Genomic DNA, 18,844 nt, shown 5'->3' with positions numbered 1-18,844 from the left:
GCGCTGGGCCGTCTTGCGCGACGCGCCGGCCGCCCAGGCCCGCTGGGGCGGCCACTTCCAGGCCAACGGCGCCAGCGGCAAGCTGCCCGCGCCGCTTGCCGCCTGGGTGCACGATTTCCGCGGCTTGCTGGCGCACACGTCGCGCGACCTGGGCGCAGCCGCCGGCCACTACATGCAAAGCTACGAAGCGGCCCTGGAAAGCGGCCAGCTGCGCGGCGCCATCACGGCCGCCATCAATATCGGCGACTGTTTCTCCAGCCTCAACGACAACGAATCGGCGCTCGAATGGATGCAGTGCGCGCTGGACCTGGCGCGCCCCACAGGCTGGCCGCGCAGCATCGGCGCCTGCCAGACGCATACGGCCGAAACCATGCGCAAACTGGGACGCCTGGGCGCGGCGGAAGACTTGCTGCGCGAAGCGCTGCACATCCTGACTCCCATGGCGGGCGCGCGCACCTATGCCAACGCCCTGTTCCACCTGGGCGAACTGAGCCTGGACAAAGGCGACTACGACACGGCGCTCGACGCCTTCAGCCGTCTGGCGCAGCGCGCCGAAGCGCTGGGCCAGGCCGATTTCCGCAGCATGGCGCAGCGCGGCAGCGCCCACGCGCTGTCCTACCTGGACCGTCCGGACGAAGCGCTGCAGGCAGCCGAGCGGGCTTGCCAGCTGGCCACCGCGCAGGGCGACGCCATGCACCAGGTGGCGGCGCTGCGCGTGCTGTCCATGCTGCATGCGCGCCACGACCTGCCGCCGCCCGCAGGCATGCAGGAACGCAATCCCGCCCTGCATTTCCTGCACCAGGCGCTGCAGGTGGCCGCCTCCATCGACGGCTATGTGCCGCCCGGCGAACTGCTCGATGCGCTGGCGCGCGAGTACGCGCATGCGGGCGACTATGCGCGCGCCTACGATATCGCCCTGGCGGCAGGCGTGGCGCGCGAAAAAAGCCACACCCAGCAGGCAAGCAACCGCGCCACCGCCATGCAGGTCTACCACCAGACGGAACATGCGCGCTCGGAAGGCTATCACCACCGCGAACTGGCCGCCTCGGAAGCACGGCGCGCCGAAGTGCTGCAGCAAACCAGCGACACCCTGGAACGGCTGTCGGCCATCGGCCAGGAAATCACCACCCACCTCGACGCCAGCGCCGTGTTCCAGGTGCTGGACCGCCACGTGCATGCCTTGCTACCAGTCAACACCTTCGCCGTCTACATGCTCGATGCGGCGGGCACGGCGCTGCGCCGCGCGCACGGCATGGAAGCGGGCCGCCCCTTGTCCGACAACGCCATTCCACTGAGCAACCCACGCGCCTACTCCGTGCGCTGCCTGCTGGGCCGGCGCGAAGTGTATATCGACCAGGTACCGCCGAAGCGCCACGCCTACACCGTGCCCGGCACCCTGCATAACCAGAGCGTGCTGTACGTGCCCTTGACGGTGGGCGAACGCGTGCTGGGCGTGATGACGGTGCAGGCTTGCCATGCCCATGCCTACGGCGAACGCGAACGCCTGATCTTCCGCACCCTGTGCGCGTATGGCGCCATCGCGCTCGACAATGCCAGCGCCTACCGGCAACTGCAGGATGCCCAGGCGCAACTGGCGTCGCAGGAAAAGCTGGCCGCCCTCGGCTCGCTGATGGCCGGCGTGGCGCATGAACTCAATACCCCGATCGGCAACAGTTTATTAATCGCCAGCACCATGCTGCAAAAGACGGAAGACGTGGAGCGCCTGATGAACGGCCCCGGCCTGCGCCGCTCGGACCTGGCCGCCTACATCGACGATGCAAGCAAGGCGTCGGCGCTGGTGATGCGCGGGCTGCACAGCGCGGCCGACCTCGTCAACAGCTTCAAGCAGGTAGCCGTCGACCGCACCACCGAACAGCGGCGCCAGTTCGACCTGCAACAGGTAAGCAATGAAATCATCGCCACCGTCATGAACCGCATCCGCAGTTCGGGCCACCGCATCGAGACGGACATTGCATTCGGCATCGCCATGGACAGCTATCCGGGCCCGTTCGGCCAGGTGATCACCAATCTGATCAACAATGCCCTGCTGCACGCCTTCGCACCCGCACCCAACGACGGTGCCGCCGGCACCGGTTGCATGCGCCTGTCCGCCACGCTCGACGGCGCGCGCGTGCAGGTCGTCTTCGCCGACAATGGCGGCGGCATCGCCGAACAGCATTTGTCGCGCATCTTCGACCCTTTCTTTACCACCAAGCTTGGCCAGGGCGGCAGCGGCCTCGGTTTGTCGATCAGCTACAACATCGTCACGGCGCTGCTGGGCGGCACCATCCAAGTGGCCAGCAGCCCCGCCGGCACGCGTTTCACGCTGGATTTACCGCTGGTGGCGCCCCAGCTGGACGGGGCCGCGCCCGCCAGCATCTATTAATCCGCCGCCCTTTGCCCGGGTGCAGGCTTGCCTATACAAGTACGCGCCCGGACGGTCTTTCCAATCTAAAAGCAAAACCCTTATAATTGAACGGCTGAAGTACTTGCCATTGCATTATTTTCAACATGGCAAACCGCATCGACCCGCGCGACAAGCGTCGCGCTGGCACCGATCAACACAGCAGCGCGCCGGGCGAGGCAGTCATCAGACGAGATGTTGTACGCTGATGCAACCCGGCGGGAAAGGCACGCCGCCGGCGGCCTGCGCATCTTCAAGTGGTCATTATGTCGACAAAAAAACCGATCAAGCACTACCTCCAGTTCTCCGATTTCACGTTGGAAGAGTACGAATATGTGATCGAACGCGCCCATCTGATCAAGCGCAAGTTCAAGAATTACGAAATCTACCATCCACTGATCGACCGCACCCTGGTGATGGTCTTTGAAAAGAACTCCACCCGCACGCGATTGTCGTTCGAAGCCGGCATGCACCAGCTGGGCGGCGCCGCCATCTACCTGAACACGCGCGATTCCCAATTGGGCCGCGGCGAGCCGGTGGAAGACGCGGGCCAGGTCATGTCGCGCATGTGCGACATCATCATGGTGCGTACCTTCGGCCAGGAGATCATCGAGCGTTTCGCCGCCAATTCGCGCGTGCCGGTAATCAATGGCCTGACCAATGAACACCACCCGTGCCAGGTCTTTGCCGACATCTTCACCTACATCGAACACCGCGGCTCGATCGCCGGCAAGGTCGTCGCCTGGATCGGCGACGCCAACAACATGCTGTACTCGTGGCTGCAGGCGGCCGAAGTGTTCGGCTTCCACGTCAACGTCTCGACGCCGAAGGGCTACGACATCGACCTGTCGCAAGTCAAGACGCAGCGCTATACCTTCTTCGCGAACCCGTCGGACGCGTGCGAAGGCGCGCACCTGGTCAACACGGACGTGTGGACCAGCATGGGCTACGAAGCGGAAAACGCGGCCCGTATCGCCGCCTTCGACGGCTGGATCGTCGATGGCGCGAAGATGTCCCGCGCCGCACCCGACGCGCTGTTCATGCACTGCCTGCCCGCCCACCGCGGCGAGGAAGTGGCCGCCGAAGTGATCGACGGTCCGCAATCGGTCGTGTGGGACGAGGCGGAAAACCGCTTGCACGTGCAAAAAGCGCTGATTGAATACCTGTTACTCGGTAAAATCCAATAATTCGCCCGGCACTGCATAAAACCTGGCAGCATCGCAATACATACATCGACAACGACAACTGGAAGCAATATGAGCGACATTAAAAAAGTAGTCCTGGCCTATTCCGGCGGACTCGACACCTCCGTCATCCTGAAATGGCTGCAAGATAACTACCAGTGCGAAATCGTCACCTTCACGGCCGACCTGGGCCAGGGCGAAGAGCTGGAACCGGCGCGCGCCAAGGCAATCAAGTTCGGCATCAAGCCGGAAAACATCCATATCGAAGACGTGCGCGAAGAATTCGTGCGCGATTTCGTGTTCCCGATGTTCCGCGCCAACACCGTGTATGAAGGCGAATACCTGCTGGGCACTTCGATCGCCCGTCCGCTGATCGCCAAGCGCCTGATCGAAATCGCCAACGCCACGGGCGCCGACGCCATCTCGCACGGCGCGACCGGCAAGGGCAACGACCAGGTGCGTTTCGAACTGGGAGCCTACGCGCTCAAACCAGGCGTGAAGATCATCGCCCCATGGCGCGAGTGGGATCTGCTGTCGCGCGAAAAACTGCTGAAGTACGCGGAAGACGCCGGCATCGAAATCGACATGAAGCACAAGAACGGCGGCGCGCCGTACTCGATGGATGCCAACTTGCTGCACATCAGCTTTGAAGGCCGCCACCTGGAAAACCCGAGCGCCGAAGCGGAAGAGACCATGTGGCGCTGGACCGTCAGCCCGGAAAACGCCCCGGACGAAGCGGAATACCTGGACATCGAATACGAAAAAGGCGATATCGTCGCCATCAACGGCGTGCGCATGTCGCCCGCCACCGTGCTGGCCGAACTGAACAAGGTTGGCGGCAAGCATGGCGTGGGACGCCTGGACCTGGTGGAAAACCGCTACGTCGGCATGAAATCGCGCGGCTGCTATGAAACCCCGGGCGGCACCATCATGTTGAAAGCCCACCGCGCCATCGAATCGATCACCCTGGACCGCGAAGTGGCCCACCTGAAAGATGACCTGATGCCGCGCTACGCGTCGATGATCTACAACGGCTACTGGTGGGCGCCCGAGCGCGTCGCCCTGCAAACCCTGATCGACCACACGCAGGAAACCGTGAACGGCTGGGTACGCATCAAGCTGTACAAGGGCAATGTCATCGTCGTCTCGCGCGATTCGAAAACGGATTCGCTGTTCGACATGAACATCGCCACCTTCGACGAAGACGGCGGCGCGTACAACCAGGCCGACGCCGGCGGCTTCATCAAGCTGAACGCCTTGCGCATGCGCATCGCCGCCATCGCCCGCGAAAAGCGTGGCCAAAAGTAACTAGTTGCCGGGAGGCACTACCTCCCGCGCCAAGCAAAGCCGCCCACGGGCGGCTTTTTTACATTTGAAACGCACTCGACCACGATTTACGGCCCGGCGCGCGCCCGGATCGCCCCCATTTTGCTGTCCCCGTGGCAAAATGCTACAGTGCAATTGTGCTGACCTTCCCGCTTCCGGAGCCCTCCCATGTTCAAAGACCTGAGTATCAAGAATAAACTGTACCTGGGCTTCGGCTCCATCGTGGCCATCATCCTGATCTTGCTCGGCGTGGCCTACAACAGCTTTTCGCGCCTGTCGGAAGCCAATGCATGGGACCGCCACACGATGGAGGTGCTGGGCGAGATCGACAGGATCCACAATTCCATCCTGCAAATCCAGGTGGAAGCACGCGGTTTCATCCTGACCGGCAGTGAAACGTCGCTGTCGCCGGAATCGAATGAAATGGACGTGCTGAGCCAGCACACGCAAAAAGCCATCGCCATGACGGCCGACAACAAGGTGCAGTCGGAACGCTTCCGCAAGATCGACGCGCTGACCACCACCTGGGTCAAGGAGTGGATCACCCCGCTGATCGAAAAACGCCGCGCGCTGGGCAATGCGCCCGGTGCCACGGAAACGGTGGCGCGCACCATGCCGGCCGGCGGCTACCCTGCCGTCAGGCAGGCGAACAAGCTGCTCGACGAAGTCGCGGCCGAAGAATCGCGCTTGCTGGCCGAACGCACGGCCACCACGACAAAATTGCAGGAAACCATGATGCTGACCCTGGCGCTGGGCGGCTTGCTGTGCGTGGCGCTGGCGCTGGGCATTTCCTACCTGCTGGGCCGCGCCATCCTCGGCCCGCTGAACAGCCTGACGGACGCCGTCGGGCGCATCGCCAGCGGCGACCAGCGCGCGCGCGCCACCATCCTTTCGCGCGACGAACTGGGCAAGGTGTCGGAAGAATTCAACCGCATGGCGCAAACCATCCAGGACAACCAGGCCAATGAGCTGGCCGCGACGAATAGCTTGCGGGCCAAGGTCGATTCGCTGCTGGAAGTGGTCTCGAAAGCCGCCTCGGGCGACCTGACGGGCAAGGTCGGCATCACGGGCAGCGACGCCATCGGCCAGCTGGGCAATGGCCTGGCGAAGATGTTTGAAAACCTGCGCAGCCTGCTCAACAATGTGCAAAAGGCCGGCATCCAGGTGACGACCTCCGCCACGGAAATCGCCGCCTCGGCGCGCCAGCAGGAAGCCACGGGCATCGAGCAGGCGCAAACGAGCGTGGAAATCCTCAGCACCACCAAGGAAATCTCGGCCAACACAAGCCAGTTGCTCAAAACCATGGAAGACGCCACCGCGGTGGCCGACTACACAACCAACGCGACGGCCGAAGCGCAGAACAACCTCAAGCGCATGGATTCGACCATGCAGCACATGGTCTCGGCCACCGATTCCATCAATGCCAAGCTGGCGGCCCTGTCGGAAAAAGCCAGCAATATCAATAGTGTGCTGATCACCATCACCAAGGTGGCCGACCAGACCAACATCCTGTCGCTGAACGCCGCCATCGAGGCGGAAAAAGCGGGCGAGGCGGGCCGCGGCTTCTCCGTGGTGGCGACGGAAATCCGCCGCCTGGCCGACCAGACGTCCGTCTCCACGTGGGATATCGAACAAATGCTCAAGGAAATGCAGTCGGCCGTCTCGGCCAGCGTGATGGGCATGGACAAATTCTCGGAAGAAATTCGCCGCAGCGTGGGCGAAGTGCGGCAAGTGGCCGAGCAGCTGTCGTCCGTGATGGACCAGGTGCAAAAACTCACGCCGCAATTCGACGCCGTGCTGCAAGGCATGCAGTCGCAGGCGATCGGCGCTTCACAGATTTCCGACACCATGATGCAGCTCAACGACGCCACGCAGCAGACGGTGGAGTCCTTGAAGGCCACCAGCGAAGCCGTGCACCAGTTGCAATATGCGGCGGGCGACCTGCAGTCGAGCGTGTCGACTTTCGCCGTGACCATCTGATCCCATGAAAGTGCTGCTCTTTCACATCGGACGCGACCGCTACGGCCTGCCCTTGGCCCGCATCGTGCGCGTCCTGCCGCTGCTGGAGCTGAAACAGTTGCCGCTCACGCCAGACTACGTGGCCGGCCTGATGGACTTGCATGGCACGCCCGTGCCCGTGATCGACCTGTCGCGCCTGGCCGGACTGCCGGCCGCCGCCGCGCAGTTCGACACGCGCATCGTCATCGTCGACTACCGCGCCCCTGGCGGCGAAACCACGCACGCGCTGGGCCTGCTGGCCTCGCAAGTGCGCGGCATCGCCGACATCGACACGCTCCAGCTTGAAGACAGCGGCGTGGCGACAGTGCCCTTCCTGGGCCAGGTGGCCAGCGATGCCGACGGCATCGTGCAGCTGGTGGAACTGGAACACCTGCTGCCGCCGGACGTGCGCGCGCTGCTGTTTCAAGACGCGGGCGCGGCATGACGGCGCAAACCCTGCTGCGCCGCGCGACCGGCCTGTCCGTCTCCAAATCCGTGGCCGAACGGGCCGTCGGCCAGCGCATGGAGCAAACGGGATTTGCCGATAGCGAAGCCTACCTGCAGGCGCTCACGCCGGCCGAAATGACGCAATTGATCGAACTGGTGGTGGTGCCCGAATCGTGGCTGTTCCGCGATCCGCAAGCGTTCTACGCCACCGTCGAACTGGTGCAGGAACGCTGGGCGCGGGGGCGCGCCACGCGCATCCTGTCGATCCCCTGCGCAGGCGGCGAGGAGCCGTATTCGATGGCCATGGCGCTGCGCGACAGCGGCGTGCCGAAACAGGCGTTCAGCATCGACGCCTATGACCTGAGCCCCGGCTGCATCGAGCGGGCGCAGGCGGGAATCTACGGCCGCAACGCCTTCCGCGCGCAGGACGTGGCCTTCCGCGAGCGCTATTTCACGCACGTGGCCGACGACTCCTACCGCATCATCGACTCCTTGCGCGAACAGGTGACCTTCAGGCAGGGCAACCTGCTGCAGTTCGATACGGCCACCTACAACCGCCATTACGACGTCATCTTTTGCCGCAACCTCCTGATCTACTTTGACAAGCCGACCACGCGCGCGGCCATCCACAACCTGTCGGCCCTGCTGGCCGACGACGGCATGCTGCTGGCCGGCTATGCGGAAGTGCCGTCGTTCTGCCAGAACGGCTTTACGACGCTGCAGTTCCGCCAGGCGTTCGCCCTGAAGAAGGAAACGGCGGCGCCGGCCAGTCCCGTGCCAGTGGCGCCACTACTGCCGGCCTTGCGCACCTTGCGCAGCGTGCCGCCCGCGCCAAGGCGCGCTGCCGTGACAGCCCCCTCTTCCGCCGCACCGGCGGCGCCGCGCACGCGCCCCGTGTCCGTGCCGCCGCCGTCGCCGGCCGCGCAAGCCGATTTGCTGGCCGAGGCACGCCTGCTGGCCGACCGCGGCCAGTTGCGCGAGGCCGGCGAAAAATGCCACGCCCACCTGGCGAAAGTGCCCGAGGCGGCGGAAGCGTATTTCATGCTGGGCATCATCAATGAACTGGCCGGCAAGATGGACCTGGCCGACGACTACTGGCGCCGCTGCATCTACCTGCAGCCCGACCATTACGAGGCGCTGTGCCACCTGTCCCTGCTGGCCGAACGCAATGGCAACCACACGGCCGCCACCACCCTGAAGGCGCGCGCGGCACGCATCTACGAGCGCCGCCAGGCGTCCAACTAAGGGGCAAGCATGACAAATCTCATCGCCACCGAGTCCCCCGCCACCATCGACGACTGCTGGAACCATATCGGCGTGGTCGGCGACCAGAGCTGCCCCAAGCTGCCAGCCAACGTGCATTGCCGCAACTGCGACGTGTATGCGGGCGCCGCCCAACGCAACCTGCAGCGGCCCGTGGACGAACACTACCGGCGCGACTGGGCCAGCCACTTCCGCCAGATCGATGCGGGCGGCGAAGTGCGCGACAGTTCGGCGCTGGTGTTTCGCATCGGCCGCGAATGGCTGGCGCTGCCCACGCGCGTATTCGACTCCGTGGCGCCGCAGGCCAAGCCGCACGCGCTGCCGCACCGCGGCGGGGGCGGCCTGGCGGGCATCGTCAATATCGGCGGCAAGCTGTATCCGTGCATGTCGCTGGCCAGTTTACTGGGCATCGATGAACAGGGCGCGCCGCCAGCCAAGGGCCGCCACACGTTTGCGCGCCTGCTGCTGATGCGCTGGGAAGACCAGGCCTACGCGCTGCCCGTGGCCGACCTGCACGGCATCGTGCGCTACGCGTCGGGCGCCGTGCAGGCGCCGGCGGCCACCATCAACAAGGGGCTGTCGCGCTTCCTGTCGGGCGTGATCACCGAGGGCGACATGCGCATCGGCTGCCTCGACACGGCGCTGATCGGCTTTCAACTTGCGAGACTATTACGATGAGCCAGGACCAGCACGGCGACCTCAGTGCCTTTTCCATGCTGGACCTGTTCCGCATGGAAGCGGACAGCCAGACCCAGATCCTTACAGACGGCTTGCTGGCCATGGAGCGCCATGCGGGCGACGCGGCCGCCGTCGAAGCGATGATGCGCGCGGCCCACTCGATCAAGGGCGCCGCCGCCATCGTCGGCCTGCAAGTGGTGGTGCAGCTGGCGCACGGCATGGAAGACAGCTTTGTCGCCGCCCAGCATGGGCGCTTGAAGCTCACGCCGGAGCGGGTCGACGTGCTGTTGTCGGGCGTCGACCTGATCGTGCAGCTGTCGCGCCTGGACGACGCGGGCGCCGAAGCGTGGCTGGCCGCGAATGCGGCGCAGATCGACCAGACCCTGAACGCCATCGCCGGCATCGCCGACCTGCCCGAATTGCCGGCCCTGCCCCCGGCGCCTGCGCCCATGTCTGCACTATTGCCGCCGGAAGCGGCAGAGCCGCAAGCGCCCGTGGCCAGCGGCCTGGCGGGGGATGAACCGGAAGCGGCCGCCCCGGCGCCGCGTACAGCGACCAGTACAGGTGCGCCAGCCAAGGCGCAAGCGCAAAACTTCGACAAACTGCTGTCGCTGGCCAGCGAATCACGCATCAATGCGCACCAGATGCACCCGTTCGTCGGCGCCCTGCAGCGCTTCAAGCGCAACCAGAGCAGCCTGTTTTCCGCCATCGAGCACCTGCATGAAGCCATTGCCCGTTCGGCCGACCCGGGCCTGATGGAAAAGTCCTTGCTGGCGCTGCAAAAGACGCAGCCCCTGAAGCAATTCATGCTCGAGCACATCGCCGACATCGAAACCTATGAACGGCGCCTGCTGGCCGTCTCGCAAGGCATGGTCGACGAAGTGCTGGCCCTGCGCATGCGCCCTTTCCGCGACGGCATCCACGCGTTCCCGCGCATGGTGCGCGACCTGGCGCGCAGCCTGGGCAAGGAAGTTCAGCTCGAGATCGAAGGCGAAGACACCCTGGTCGACCGCGACATCCTGGCGAAGATCGAAAGCCCGCTGAACCACATGCTGCGCAATGCCATCGACCATGGCATGGAAGGCCCGTACGAGCGCATCGACGCGGGGAAGGAAGCGCTGGGCACGATACGCATGGAAGCGCGCCACCGCGCCGGCATGCTGAGCATCGAGATCAGCGACGACGGGCGCGGCGTCGACCTGGAAAAAATTCGCCAGTCCGTCATCGAGCGCAAGATGGCCAGCCCCGCCATGGCCGCCGCACTGTCGCCGGGCGAGCTGCTGGAATTTCTGTTCCTGCCCGCCTTCAGCCTGAAGGAAAAGGCGAATCAATTGTCCGGACGCGGCGTGGGCCTCGACATCGTGCACGAGACGATACGCCAGCAAAACGGCACGGTGCGCCTGGAATCGGAGCCGGGCCGCGGTTTCCGCGCCTTGATCACTCTGCCGCTGACGCAGTCGATCGTGCGCGCGCTGGTGGTCGACGTGCATGGCGAAGCCTACGCCATCCCCATCGTCAAGGTGGAAAGCGTGGTGCGCGTGCCGCAAGCGGCCATCCATACCCTGGAAAACAAGCAGTTCTTTGAACTCAAGGGCGAGCATCTGGGCCTGGTGTCGGCGGCGCAGGTGCTCGAACTGGGCGAAGCGGCCAACCAGGCCGAGGATTTGCCCGTGGTGGTGATCGGCCGGGGCAAGCAAAGCTATGCGCTGGTGGTCGACGCCATCCGCGGCGAGCAAAGCCTGGCCGTGCAAGCCATCGATCCGATCTTCGGCAAGATGCGCGACATTTCCGCCGCCGCCCTGCTAGACGACGGCGAGCCGGTGCTGATCCTCGACGTGCCCGATTTGCTGCTGTCGATCGACAAGCTGCTGCACGAGGGCGGCTTGCACCAGCTGGCGCAGGCCGGCCACGCCGAACGCCGCAAGGCCAAGCGCATCCTCGTCGTCGACGATTCGCTGACGGTGCGCGAGATGGAGCGCAAGCTGCTGCTGGCGCGCGGCTTCGACGTTGACGTGGCCATCGACGGCATCGACGGCTGGAACGTCGTGCGCAGCGGAGAATATGACCTGGTGATCACCGACGTGGACATGCCGCGCATGGATGGCATCGAACTCGTTTCGCTGATCAAGAAGGACCTGCACCTGCACAAGCTGCCGGTGATGATCGTGTCGTACAAGGACCGTCCGGAAGACCGCGCACGCGGCCTGTCCGCCGGCGCCGACTATTATTTGACCAAAGGCAGCTTCCACGACGAGACCTTGCTCGACGCGGTGGCCGACCTGATAGGAGATGCCCGCTTATGAGCTGTCATTCATGAAAATTGCCATTGCCAACGATGTCGCCATGGCCGCCGAGGCCCTGCGCCGGGTGGTCGCCAGTACGCAGGAACACCAGGTGCTGTGGATCGCCCGCACGGGGCTCGAAGCCGTGCGCATGTGCGAGGGCAGCCGTCCCGACCTGATCCTGATGGATCTGAACATGCCGGAGATGGATGGCGTGGAAGCGACGCGCCTGATCATGGAGCAAAGCCCGTGCGCCATCCTCGTCGTCACGGGACGCCCGCAAGACAATGTCAACCAGGTCTTCCGCGCGCTGGGCGCGGGCGCGCTCGATGTCACGGCCACGCCCGTGCTGCAGGGGGAAGTGGGCGGCGACAGCGAGCTGCTGGCCAAGATCAAGACCATCGGCAAGCTGATACGCCACAGCGCCGAAGCGCCGCCGCCGCGCCAGGCACCGGCCAATGGCGGCGACCGGGGCGACGGCCAGGTCAGCACCCTGGTGGCCATCGGCGCCTCGACGGGCGGGCCGTCGGCCGTGGCCAAGGTGCTGTCCGGCTGGACGGCGCCGCCCGGCTGCGCCATCGTCGTGGTGCAGCACATCGATGAAACCTTCGCTTCGCACTTCGCCAAGTGGCTCGATGACCAGCTCAGCATGCCCGTGCGCGTGATCGCCGAGGGCGACGAACTGGTGGCAGGCAGCGTACTGATCGCCAAGACCAATGATCACCTGCTGCTAGATCAAAATTATCGTTTGGGTTACGATGCAGCACCACGCGACTATGTTTACCGCCCGTCCGTCGATGTCTTCTTCAACTGCGTGGCGCAGCACTGGCGTGGCGATGCCATCGGCGTATTGCTCACAGGCATGGGGCGCGACGGCGGCGATGGTTTGCTGGCCATGCGCCGCGCCGGCAAGACGACGATTGCGCAAGACCAGGCCAGCAGCGCCGTGTATGGCATGCCGCGCGCGGCTGCGGAACTCGATGCGGCGCAGCAAATCCTGCCATTGGATAGAATAGGCGCCAGCCTGCGCAGCCGCCTGGGCGCCAAGCTCAACAATGGGTGGGAGCCCTCCCCTAACATCTGAAAAGAATGCAATGCCAGAATTCTCCCCCAGCTTCACCCAGCATGAGCCCGCATTGACCGAATTCAAGGTCAGCGTGCTGCTGGTGGACGACCAGTTGATCATTGCCGAAGCAGTCCGGCGCATGCTCAGCGACCAGCAGGATGTCGAATTTCATTACGTGACCGATGCCACGCAGGCGCTGGACACGGCACTGCGTTTGCAACCGACCGTCATCCTGCAAGACCTCGTGATGCCTGGCATCGACGGCTTCGCCCTGATCCAGCTGTACCGCGAAAACGAGGCGCTCGCGCATGTGCCCGTCATCGTGATGTCGGCCAAGGATGACCCGAAACTGAAGGCCCACAGCTTTGCCGTCGGCGCCAACGATTATGTGGTGAAACTGCCCGACCGGCTGGAACTGCTGGCGCGCATACGCTACCATTCCAACGCGCACATCAGCCGCTTGCAGCGCGACCAGGCTTTTCGTTTCCTACGCGAAAGCCAAAAGAACCTGGCCGACGCGAATATTGAACTACAGAAACTAGCAGCCCTCGATGGCTTGACGGGTATCGCCAACCGGCGCCGCTTCGATGAAACCCTGCAATTCGAATGGCAGCGGGGCCAGCGCGACAAGACGCCGCTGAGCCTGCTGTTTTGCGATATCGACCATTTCAAAAGCTATAACGACCATTTTGGCCACCTGGCGGGCGACCTGGGCCTGAAAAAGGTCGCCGCCGTGCTGACGGAACATTTGAAACGCCCGGCCGACCTGGCCGCCCGCTATGGCGGCGAAGAATTCGCCCTGATCCTGCCGGAAACGGAAGCGGCCGGCGCGCTGCAGATCGCCGAAGCATGCCGGCGTCATCTGGAAGGCTTGCAGATCGAAAACCCGGCGGCAAGCAAGGGCATCGTCACCATCTCGATCGGCGTGGCCACCGTCGTGCCTTCTCCGGACTCGACGATCGAGCAACTGATCAACCGCGCCGACCAGGCCCTGTACGCGGCCAAGCGCGGCGGACGCAACAGCGTGCTGAGCGCCAATGACGTCCGCGACTGATTTTTAACAGCAAGGAAAGTGAAGCATGAGCACACAACTGGACAATGTCAGCGTCGTCAAGAAGTCGAATATCTACTTTGACGGCAAATGCGTCTCGCACAACGTCATCCTGGCCGATGGCACGAAGAAAAGCGTGGGCGTGATTTTCCCGTCATCGTTGCGCTTCAACACGGGAGCGCCGGAAATCATGGAAATCGTCGGCGGCTTGTGCAAGGTACGCCTGGCCGATGCAAGCGAGTGGAACAGCTATGGCGCGGGCACGCAATTCAGTATCCCGGGCAATAGCTATTTTGATATTGAAACGGTCGAGACCGTGGATTACGTCTGCCACTTCGGTTAATCAGACGAAAACAGGCTCAGGCGACAGGCGCACGCCATATTTCGCCTCTACATCATCCTGTATCGCTTCCGCCAGCCGGGTAATGTCCGCGCCACGAGCGCCGCCATTATTCACCAGAACCAGCGCCTGCTTGGGATACACTCCCGCGGGCCCCAGGTTTTTTCCCTTCCAGCCGCATTGATCGATCAGCCAGCCGGCCGCCAGCTTTTCCGTGCCATCGGGCTGCGCATGGTGCACCAAGGCAGGGAAACGTTCCAGCAAGGCCGCACACTGTTCGCGCGATACCACGGGATTCTTGAAGAAACTGCCCGCATTGCCGATCACGGCCGGGTCCGGCAATTTTCTCCGGCGGATCGCCATCACCGTGTCGGCCACCTGTTGCGGCGTCGGCTCGGCAAGATTGCGCTCAGCCACGGCCTGCGCCAGTTCCGCATAGCGCAAGTTCGGCTGCCATTCGGCCGGCAAGGCAAACGTCACTTCCAGCACGATTAGTTCGCGCCCGTCCGCCTGCTTGAAGATGCTGTCGCGGTAGGCGAAGCGGCAAGCATCGCGGTCCATGTCGAAAACGATGCCGCTGGCGCTGTGCATGACGCTCACGCTATGCAGATAATCCTTGATTTCCACGCCATACGCGCCGATATTCTGGATAGGCGCCGCGCCCACCGTGCCCGGGATCAGTGAGAGGTTTTCCAGCCCGCCCACGCCTTGCGCCAAGGTCCACTGCACGAAATCGTGCCAGTTTTCGCCGGCCGCGGCCGTGACGAGTATGGTCTCGAAGTCCGCCTGCGCCAGGCGCATGCCGCGCGTGGCCATGTGCAGCACGGCGCCGGGAAAGTCGCCGGTCAGGACGATGTTGCTGCCGCCGCCCAGTATCAGGCGCGGCATGGCGGACAAGGCGGGATCTTGCAGCGCGGCCTGCAATTGGGCCTGCGAAGTGATGCGTACATAGGCGGCCGCATTGGCCGTGATGCCGAAGGTATTCAGGCGCTGGAGGTTGTAATTGTGTTCGATGGTGAGCTCTGCAGACATGGGATAGCGATTATTTTGCTCGATTATAGAGTGAAACCGACAAAAAACCAGCGCAAGACAAGGGCGACTTGCCCGTTGTCCGTTAAAATGTCGCATCTTTAACAGGGCCGTCCCATGGCGCAGAATCAGCCGCCAAGGCCCAGCGCACCGAGCGTGCGCTCGCTTTAACAAGAAAAGGAACAGACCATGCCGTCATTTGATGTAGTCTCCGAAGCCGATATGATCGAAGTCAAGAATGCAGTCGAGCAATCGAACAAGGAAATCACGACCCGCTTCGACTTCAAGGGCAGCGACGCCCGCGTCGAACACAAGGAAAACGAATTGACCGCGTTTGCGGACTCGGAATTCCAGCTCAGCCAGGTGCGCGACGTGCTGACCAACAAATTGACCAAACGCAAGGTCGATGTGCGCTTCCTCGACGAAGGCGATATCAAGAAGATCGGCGGCGACAAGGTCAAGCAGATCATCAAGATCAAGAATGGCATCGAATCGGATGATGCCAAGAAAATCGTGCGCGTCATCAAGGACAGCAAGATGAAAGTGCAAGCGAGCATCCAGGGTGAAGCCGTGCGTGTCACGGGCGCCAAGCGCGACGACCTGCAAGCGGCCATGGCCATGCTGCGCAAGGACGTGCCCGACATGCCGCTGGAATTTAACAATTTCCGCGATTAATTTCGATGATGCGCACGCTGCGGCCTGCGCTTGCACCGGCGTGGCGGCAAGCTGCCTCGGAGCGCCTGCCCGCTTGGGGTAGAATTGAAGCTGCGCACAGCTACATGCGCCCGCCCGCCTGACCGGCGGCGGGCTTGACCGTACATCTGGCTCAGTGATAACCACGGTAGTCTAAGGATAGCAATGAAACGTGTTGATGATTTCCGCCTGCGATTTGGCAAAAAAGAATATGTGCCCATCATGATAGGCGGAATGGGTGTGGATATTTCCACGTCGGAGCTGGCGCTGGAAGCGGCCCGGCTGAACGGTATCGGGCATATCTCCGATGCCATGGTGGAAGACGTGTCGGATCGCCGTTTCGACACCACCTTCGTCAAAGACAAGACGAAACTGTACAAGTTCAACATCAATAACAGCGACAAGGCCGTGGTGCAGTTCGACCTGGGCCGTTTGGCGGAAGCGCAGCGCCTGCATATCGGCCGCACCATGGAAGCGAAAAAAGGCGATGGCCTGATTTTCGTCAATTGCATGGAAAAGCTGACCATGAACGGCCCGCGCGAAACCTTGCGCGTGCGCCTGAACGCGGCGCTGGACGCCGGCATCGACGGCATCACCCTGTCCGCCGGCTTGCACTTCGGCTCGTTCGCCCTGATGGCCGACCATCCGCGTTTCCGCGATGCCAAGCTGGGTATCATCGTCTCGTCCGTACGCGCCTTGCAGATTTTCCTGCGCAAGAACGCCAAGCTGGACCGTTTGCCTGACTTTATCATCGTCGAAGGACCATTGGCCGGCGGCCACCTGGGTTTCGGCATGGACTGGGCCAATTACGACCTGCACACGATCACGGCGGAACTGCTGGCCTATCTGAAGGCCGAACAGCTGGATATCCCGCTGATCGCTGCTGGCGGCATTTTCACGGGCAGCGATGCCGTCTCCTTCCTGGAAGCGGGCGCGGCCGGTGTGCAAGTGGCGACGCGCTTTACCGTCACGAATGAATGCGGCTTGCCAAACAAGGTCAAGCAGGAATACTACAAGGCATCGGAAGAAGATATCATCGTCAATGGCGTCTCGCCGACGGGCTACCCGATGCGCATGCTGAAGAACACGCCCGCCATCGGCGCCGGCATCCGTCCAGGCTGCGAATCGTATGGCTACCTGCTCGACGCGACCGGCAACTGCGCGTACATCAACTCGTACAACCGCGAAGTCGCCGCCCATCCCGAGCAAAAAACCGTCGTCGTGATGGACAAGACTTGCCTGTGCACGCACATGCGCAACTTCAACTGCTGGACCTGCGGCCATTACACGTATCGTCTGAAGGACACCACGCACAAGCTCGACAACGGCGAATACCAGATCCTGACGGCCGAACACGTCTTCAAGGATTACCAGTTCAGCGTCGACAACCAGATCGCCCTGCCGGAAAAAGAAATCCTGGTAGCAAGCTGAATCTTGTCAGCTTGACATAGAAATGGCGCAGCCTGCGAAGACTGCGCCATTTTTTTATACGGGTAGCATGTGCCGCACTGCCCGTGCGATCGCGTCGAACTTGGGCCGCCGCAATACCTCGTCCTGCAGGCAAGCATCCAGCATGGCCTGCAGGCCGGGCAAGGGCGTCGCACAGTGCGCGATCAACTCGCCCAGCAGCACGCCAAAGGCGCGCGTCTCTATGCCTTGCAGCACCTCCCCTTGCGGCGAGCCGGGCGCAAACATGGACGCCGCACCAAAGTCGCCCAGCAAGCAGGCGCCAGCGTCCGCATGCAGGATATTGTGCGCATACAGGTCGCCATGCACGATGCCGTGCGCATGCAGCTGGCACACGGCCGAGGCGATGCCGTGGGCAATGGCCAGCGCTTGCGGTGCCTCAAAGCATTCGCCATCGGCATACACGTCGCGCGTACACGATTCCAGGCTCGGCGGACCGGCCAGGTTGCGGTAGGCTACATCGATGAGCGGCATGACAAGCCCCAGCGCGCCATGCGGATGCGCATCGAGCGTCCCGAGGATGGGAATCAGGCCCGGATGCGCACCGGCGCCGACGCAGGCGGCCATCTCGCTGCGCGGCAAGCCGTCGCTGGTCATCGCTCCCTTGAATACTTTGACGGCCACGTCATTGACGCCATCGAGACGGGCACGGTAAATCACGCCCGATGCGCCCTCGCCCAGCTGCTGCGCCAGTTTCAGGCGCTGCCATGCCACGCCAGCCGCCCCCGTACCGGCCAGAGCGGCCAGCTCACGCGCTTCCGTAAAGGGATTGCCCGCATACGCGAGCCAACTCAGGCGTGGTAAAGACAGCAGGCAGTCGGGCAGCGCCGGGAAACGGTTGGCGGCAATGCGCACCAGCTCGAGCCGATGGCAAGCCGCCAGGGTAGCGGGCAAGTGGCTCAGGCAGTTCCCAGCCAGCATGAGTTTCTGCAATTGACTGCACTTGCCCAGCTCATCCGGCATGGATTCGATGGCATTGTCGGTCAGGGTCAGCCAGCGCAGCCTCGGCGGCAAGGCTGCGCCCGGTACGTGGCGTATCCGGTTCGCCTTGAAACCGATCATTTCCAGGGCTACACATGAACCAAGCACGGCCGGCAAGGTGGTGAACAGGTTATCCGAGCAAAAAATGATGCGCAGCTTGTGCAGGCGCGGCAAATCGTCGGGCAATGTGGACAGCGCGTTGCCTGACAGGTCGAGAATTTCCAGGCTGTCGGCCAGATCGAAGATTTCGCAGGGGAATGCCGTCAAGCCGCAGGACAGCTTCAGGCGGCGCAAGCCGGCCAGTTGGCCAGCACGTAATTGTTCCAGTGTATGCACAGCAGACAAGATATCCCTTTCAAGGTAGCACGCGATCGATGCCATGCAGAAAACCATTGGACGTAAATAACAACCGGGGTCGGACCCTCCATGCCGCTCACGCAAGCGTAGGCGCCAACGCGCAAGGGGATCTGACCGTAGGTCGGCTTAGCGCGCAGCGCGTAAGCCGACACCAGCCGCAGCGCCCCACAAAACCCCCAGACGAAAAAAAACCCGCCAATTGCTTGACGGGTTTTTCTCTTACTACTAATAACAAGCCTGACGATAACCTACTTTCACACTGGTTGCAGCACTATCAT

General features: G+C 63.1%; 15 protein-coding genes. 13 read left to right on the top strand and 2 right to left on the bottom strand.

Annotated elements, in window-relative coordinates:
- The 11 genes from KO538_RS28715 to KO538_RS28665 form a co-directional block, all read left to right on the top strand.
- The coding region (locus tag KO538_RS28715; RefSeq protein WP_219330403.1) for an ATP-binding protein at positions 1–2,386 on the top strand (2,386 nt) is incomplete at its 5' end.
- A 284-nt stretch (positions 2,387–2,670) separates the two neighbouring features.
- On the top strand, positions 2,671–3,591 hold the full coding sequence (argF, locus tag KO538_RS28710) for an ornithine carbamoyltransferase (protein WP_034759379.1): 921 nt from the start codon (positions 2,671–2,673) through the stop codon (positions 3,589–3,591).
- A gap of 69 nt (positions 3,592–3,660) precedes the next feature.
- Complete coding sequence (locus KO538_RS28705; protein WP_035825961.1) at positions 3,661–4,896, top strand: argininosuccinate synthase; 1,236 nt, start codon at positions 3,661–3,663, stop codon at positions 4,894–4,896.
- 186 nt (positions 4,897–5,082) lie between these two features.
- On the top strand, positions 5,083–6,894 hold the full coding sequence (locus KO538_RS28700) for a methyl-accepting chemotaxis protein (protein ID WP_034759388.1): 1,812 nt from the start codon (positions 5,083–5,085) through the stop codon (positions 6,892–6,894).
- A gap of 4 nt (positions 6,895–6,898) precedes the next feature.
- Complete coding sequence (locus tag KO538_RS28695) at positions 6,899–7,357, top strand: chemotaxis protein CheW (RefSeq protein ID WP_072456273.1); 459 nt, start codon at positions 6,899–6,901, stop codon at positions 7,355–7,357.
- On the top strand, positions 7,354–8,604 hold the full coding sequence (locus KO538_RS28690) for a protein-glutamate O-methyltransferase CheR (RefSeq protein ID WP_219330402.1): 1,251 nt from the start codon (positions 7,354–7,356) through the stop codon (positions 8,602–8,604). Before KO538_RS28695 ends, KO538_RS28690 begins: the two co-directional genes overlap by 4 nt.
- 9 nt (positions 8,605–8,613) lie before the next feature.
- Positions 8,614–9,300, top strand: a complete 687-nt coding sequence (locus KO538_RS28685) for a chemotaxis protein CheW (RefSeq protein ID WP_072456269.1) — start codon at positions 8,614–8,616, stop codon at positions 9,298–9,300.
- Positions 9,297–11,603 (top strand): hybrid sensor histidine kinase/response regulator, encoded by a 2,307-nt coding sequence (locus tag KO538_RS28680; RefSeq protein ID WP_219330401.1) that lies wholly within the window; start codon positions 9,297–9,299, stop codon positions 11,601–11,603. Before KO538_RS28685 ends, KO538_RS28680 begins: the two co-directional genes overlap by 4 nt.
- Positions 11,604–11,613: 10 nt before the next feature.
- Positions 11,614–12,666: a chemotaxis-specific protein-glutamate methyltransferase CheB gene (cheB, locus tag KO538_RS28675; protein ID WP_219330400.1), complete on the top strand. Its 1,053-nt coding sequence runs from the start codon at positions 11,614–11,616 to the stop codon at positions 12,664–12,666.
- Between the two features lie 10 nt (positions 12,667–12,676).
- Positions 12,677–13,702: a diguanylate cyclase gene (locus KO538_RS28670; RefSeq protein WP_219330399.1), complete on the top strand. Its 1,026-nt coding sequence runs from the start codon at positions 12,677–12,679 to the stop codon at positions 13,700–13,702.
- 25 nt (positions 13,703–13,727) lie between these two features.
- Positions 13,728–14,042 (top strand): pyrimidine/purine nucleoside phosphorylase, encoded by a 315-nt coding sequence (locus tag KO538_RS28665; protein WP_034759406.1) that lies wholly within the window; start codon positions 13,728–13,730, stop codon positions 14,040–14,042.
- Here KO538_RS28665 and murB read toward each other — a convergent pair whose 3' ends face one another.
- On the bottom strand, positions 14,043–15,071 hold the full coding sequence (gene murB / locus KO538_RS28660) for a UDP-N-acetylmuramate dehydrogenase (RefSeq protein ID WP_034759411.1): 1,029 nt from the start codon (positions 15,069–15,071) through the stop codon (positions 14,043–14,045).
- A 186-nt stretch (positions 15,072–15,257) separates the two neighbouring features.
- On the opposite strand from murB, the gene KO538_RS28655 reads away from it, so the two are divergent.
- Positions 15,258–15,743, top strand: a complete 486-nt coding sequence (locus KO538_RS28655; protein WP_034759416.1) for a YajQ family cyclic di-GMP-binding protein — start codon at positions 15,258–15,260, stop codon at positions 15,741–15,743.
- A 183-nt stretch (positions 15,744–15,926) separates the two neighbouring features.
- The gene (locus KO538_RS28650; RefSeq protein WP_034759421.1) at positions 15,927–17,192 is read left to right on the top strand and encodes a nitronate monooxygenase; all 1,266 of its coding nucleotides are present in this window, start codon (positions 15,927–15,929) and stop codon (positions 17,190–17,192) included.
- A 54-nt stretch (positions 17,193–17,246) separates the two neighbouring features.
- Here KO538_RS28650 and KO538_RS28645 read toward each other — a convergent pair whose 3' ends face one another.
- Positions 17,247–18,545, bottom strand: coding sequence for a leucine-rich repeat-containing protein kinase family protein (locus KO538_RS28645; RefSeq protein ID WP_374106899.1), 1,299 nt, complete (start codon positions 18,543–18,545; stop codon positions 17,247–17,249).
- Positions 18,546–18,844: the final 299 nt, after the last annotated feature.

The sequence above is a fragment of the Janthinobacterium sp. NKUCC08_JDC genome, from assembly GCF_019345575.1.
Lineage (GTDB): Bacteria > Pseudomonadota > Gammaproteobacteria > Burkholderiales > Burkholderiaceae_D > Janthinobacterium > Janthinobacterium aestuarii.
Note: the sequence above shows the minus strand (reverse complement) of the source record. Positions and strands in the feature narration are given on the sequence as shown.

Bases quoted from the DNA above. Each gene is read 5' to 3' on its own strand.
- KO538_RS28650 (WP_034759421.1), top strand. From the start codon at position 15,927: ATGAAACGTGTTGATGATTTCCGCCTGCGATTTGGCAAAAAAGAATAT.
- KO538_RS28695 (WP_072456273.1), top strand. From the start codon at position 6,899: ATGAAAGTGCTGCTCTTTCACATCGGACGCGACCGCTACGGCCTGCCC.
- cheB (WP_219330400.1), top strand. From the start codon at position 11,614: ATGAAAATTGCCATTGCCAACGATGTCGCCATGGCCGCCGAGGCCCTG.
- KO538_RS28665 (WP_034759406.1), top strand. From the start codon at position 13,728: ATGAGCACACAACTGGACAATGTCAGCGTCGTCAAGAAGTCGAATATC.
- argF (WP_034759379.1), top strand. From the start codon at position 2,671: ATGTCGACAAAAAAACCGATCAAGCACTACCTCCAGTTCTCCGATTTC.
- KO538_RS28670 (WP_219330399.1), top strand. From the start codon at position 12,677: ATGCCAGAATTCTCCCCCAGCTTCACCCAGCATGAGCCCGCATTGACC.
- KO538_RS28705 (WP_035825961.1), top strand. From the start codon at position 3,661: ATGAGCGACATTAAAAAAGTAGTCCTGGCCTATTCCGGCGGACTCGAC.
- KO538_RS28690 (WP_219330402.1), top strand. From the start codon at position 7,354: ATGACGGCGCAAACCCTGCTGCGCCGCGCGACCGGCCTGTCCGTCTCC.
- KO538_RS28680 (WP_219330401.1), top strand. From the start codon at position 9,297: ATGAGCCAGGACCAGCACGGCGACCTCAGTGCCTTTTCCATGCTGGAC.
- murB (WP_034759411.1), bottom strand. From the start codon at position 15,071: ATGTCTGCAGAGCTCACCATCGAACACAATTACAACCTCCAGCGCCTG.
- KO538_RS28700 (WP_034759388.1), top strand. From the start codon at position 5,083: ATGTTCAAAGACCTGAGTATCAAGAATAAACTGTACCTGGGCTTCGGC.
- KO538_RS28685 (WP_072456269.1), top strand. From the start codon at position 8,614: ATGACAAATCTCATCGCCACCGAGTCCCCCGCCACCATCGACGACTGC.
- KO538_RS28655 (WP_034759416.1), top strand. From the start codon at position 15,258: ATGCCGTCATTTGATGTAGTCTCCGAAGCCGATATGATCGAAGTCAAG.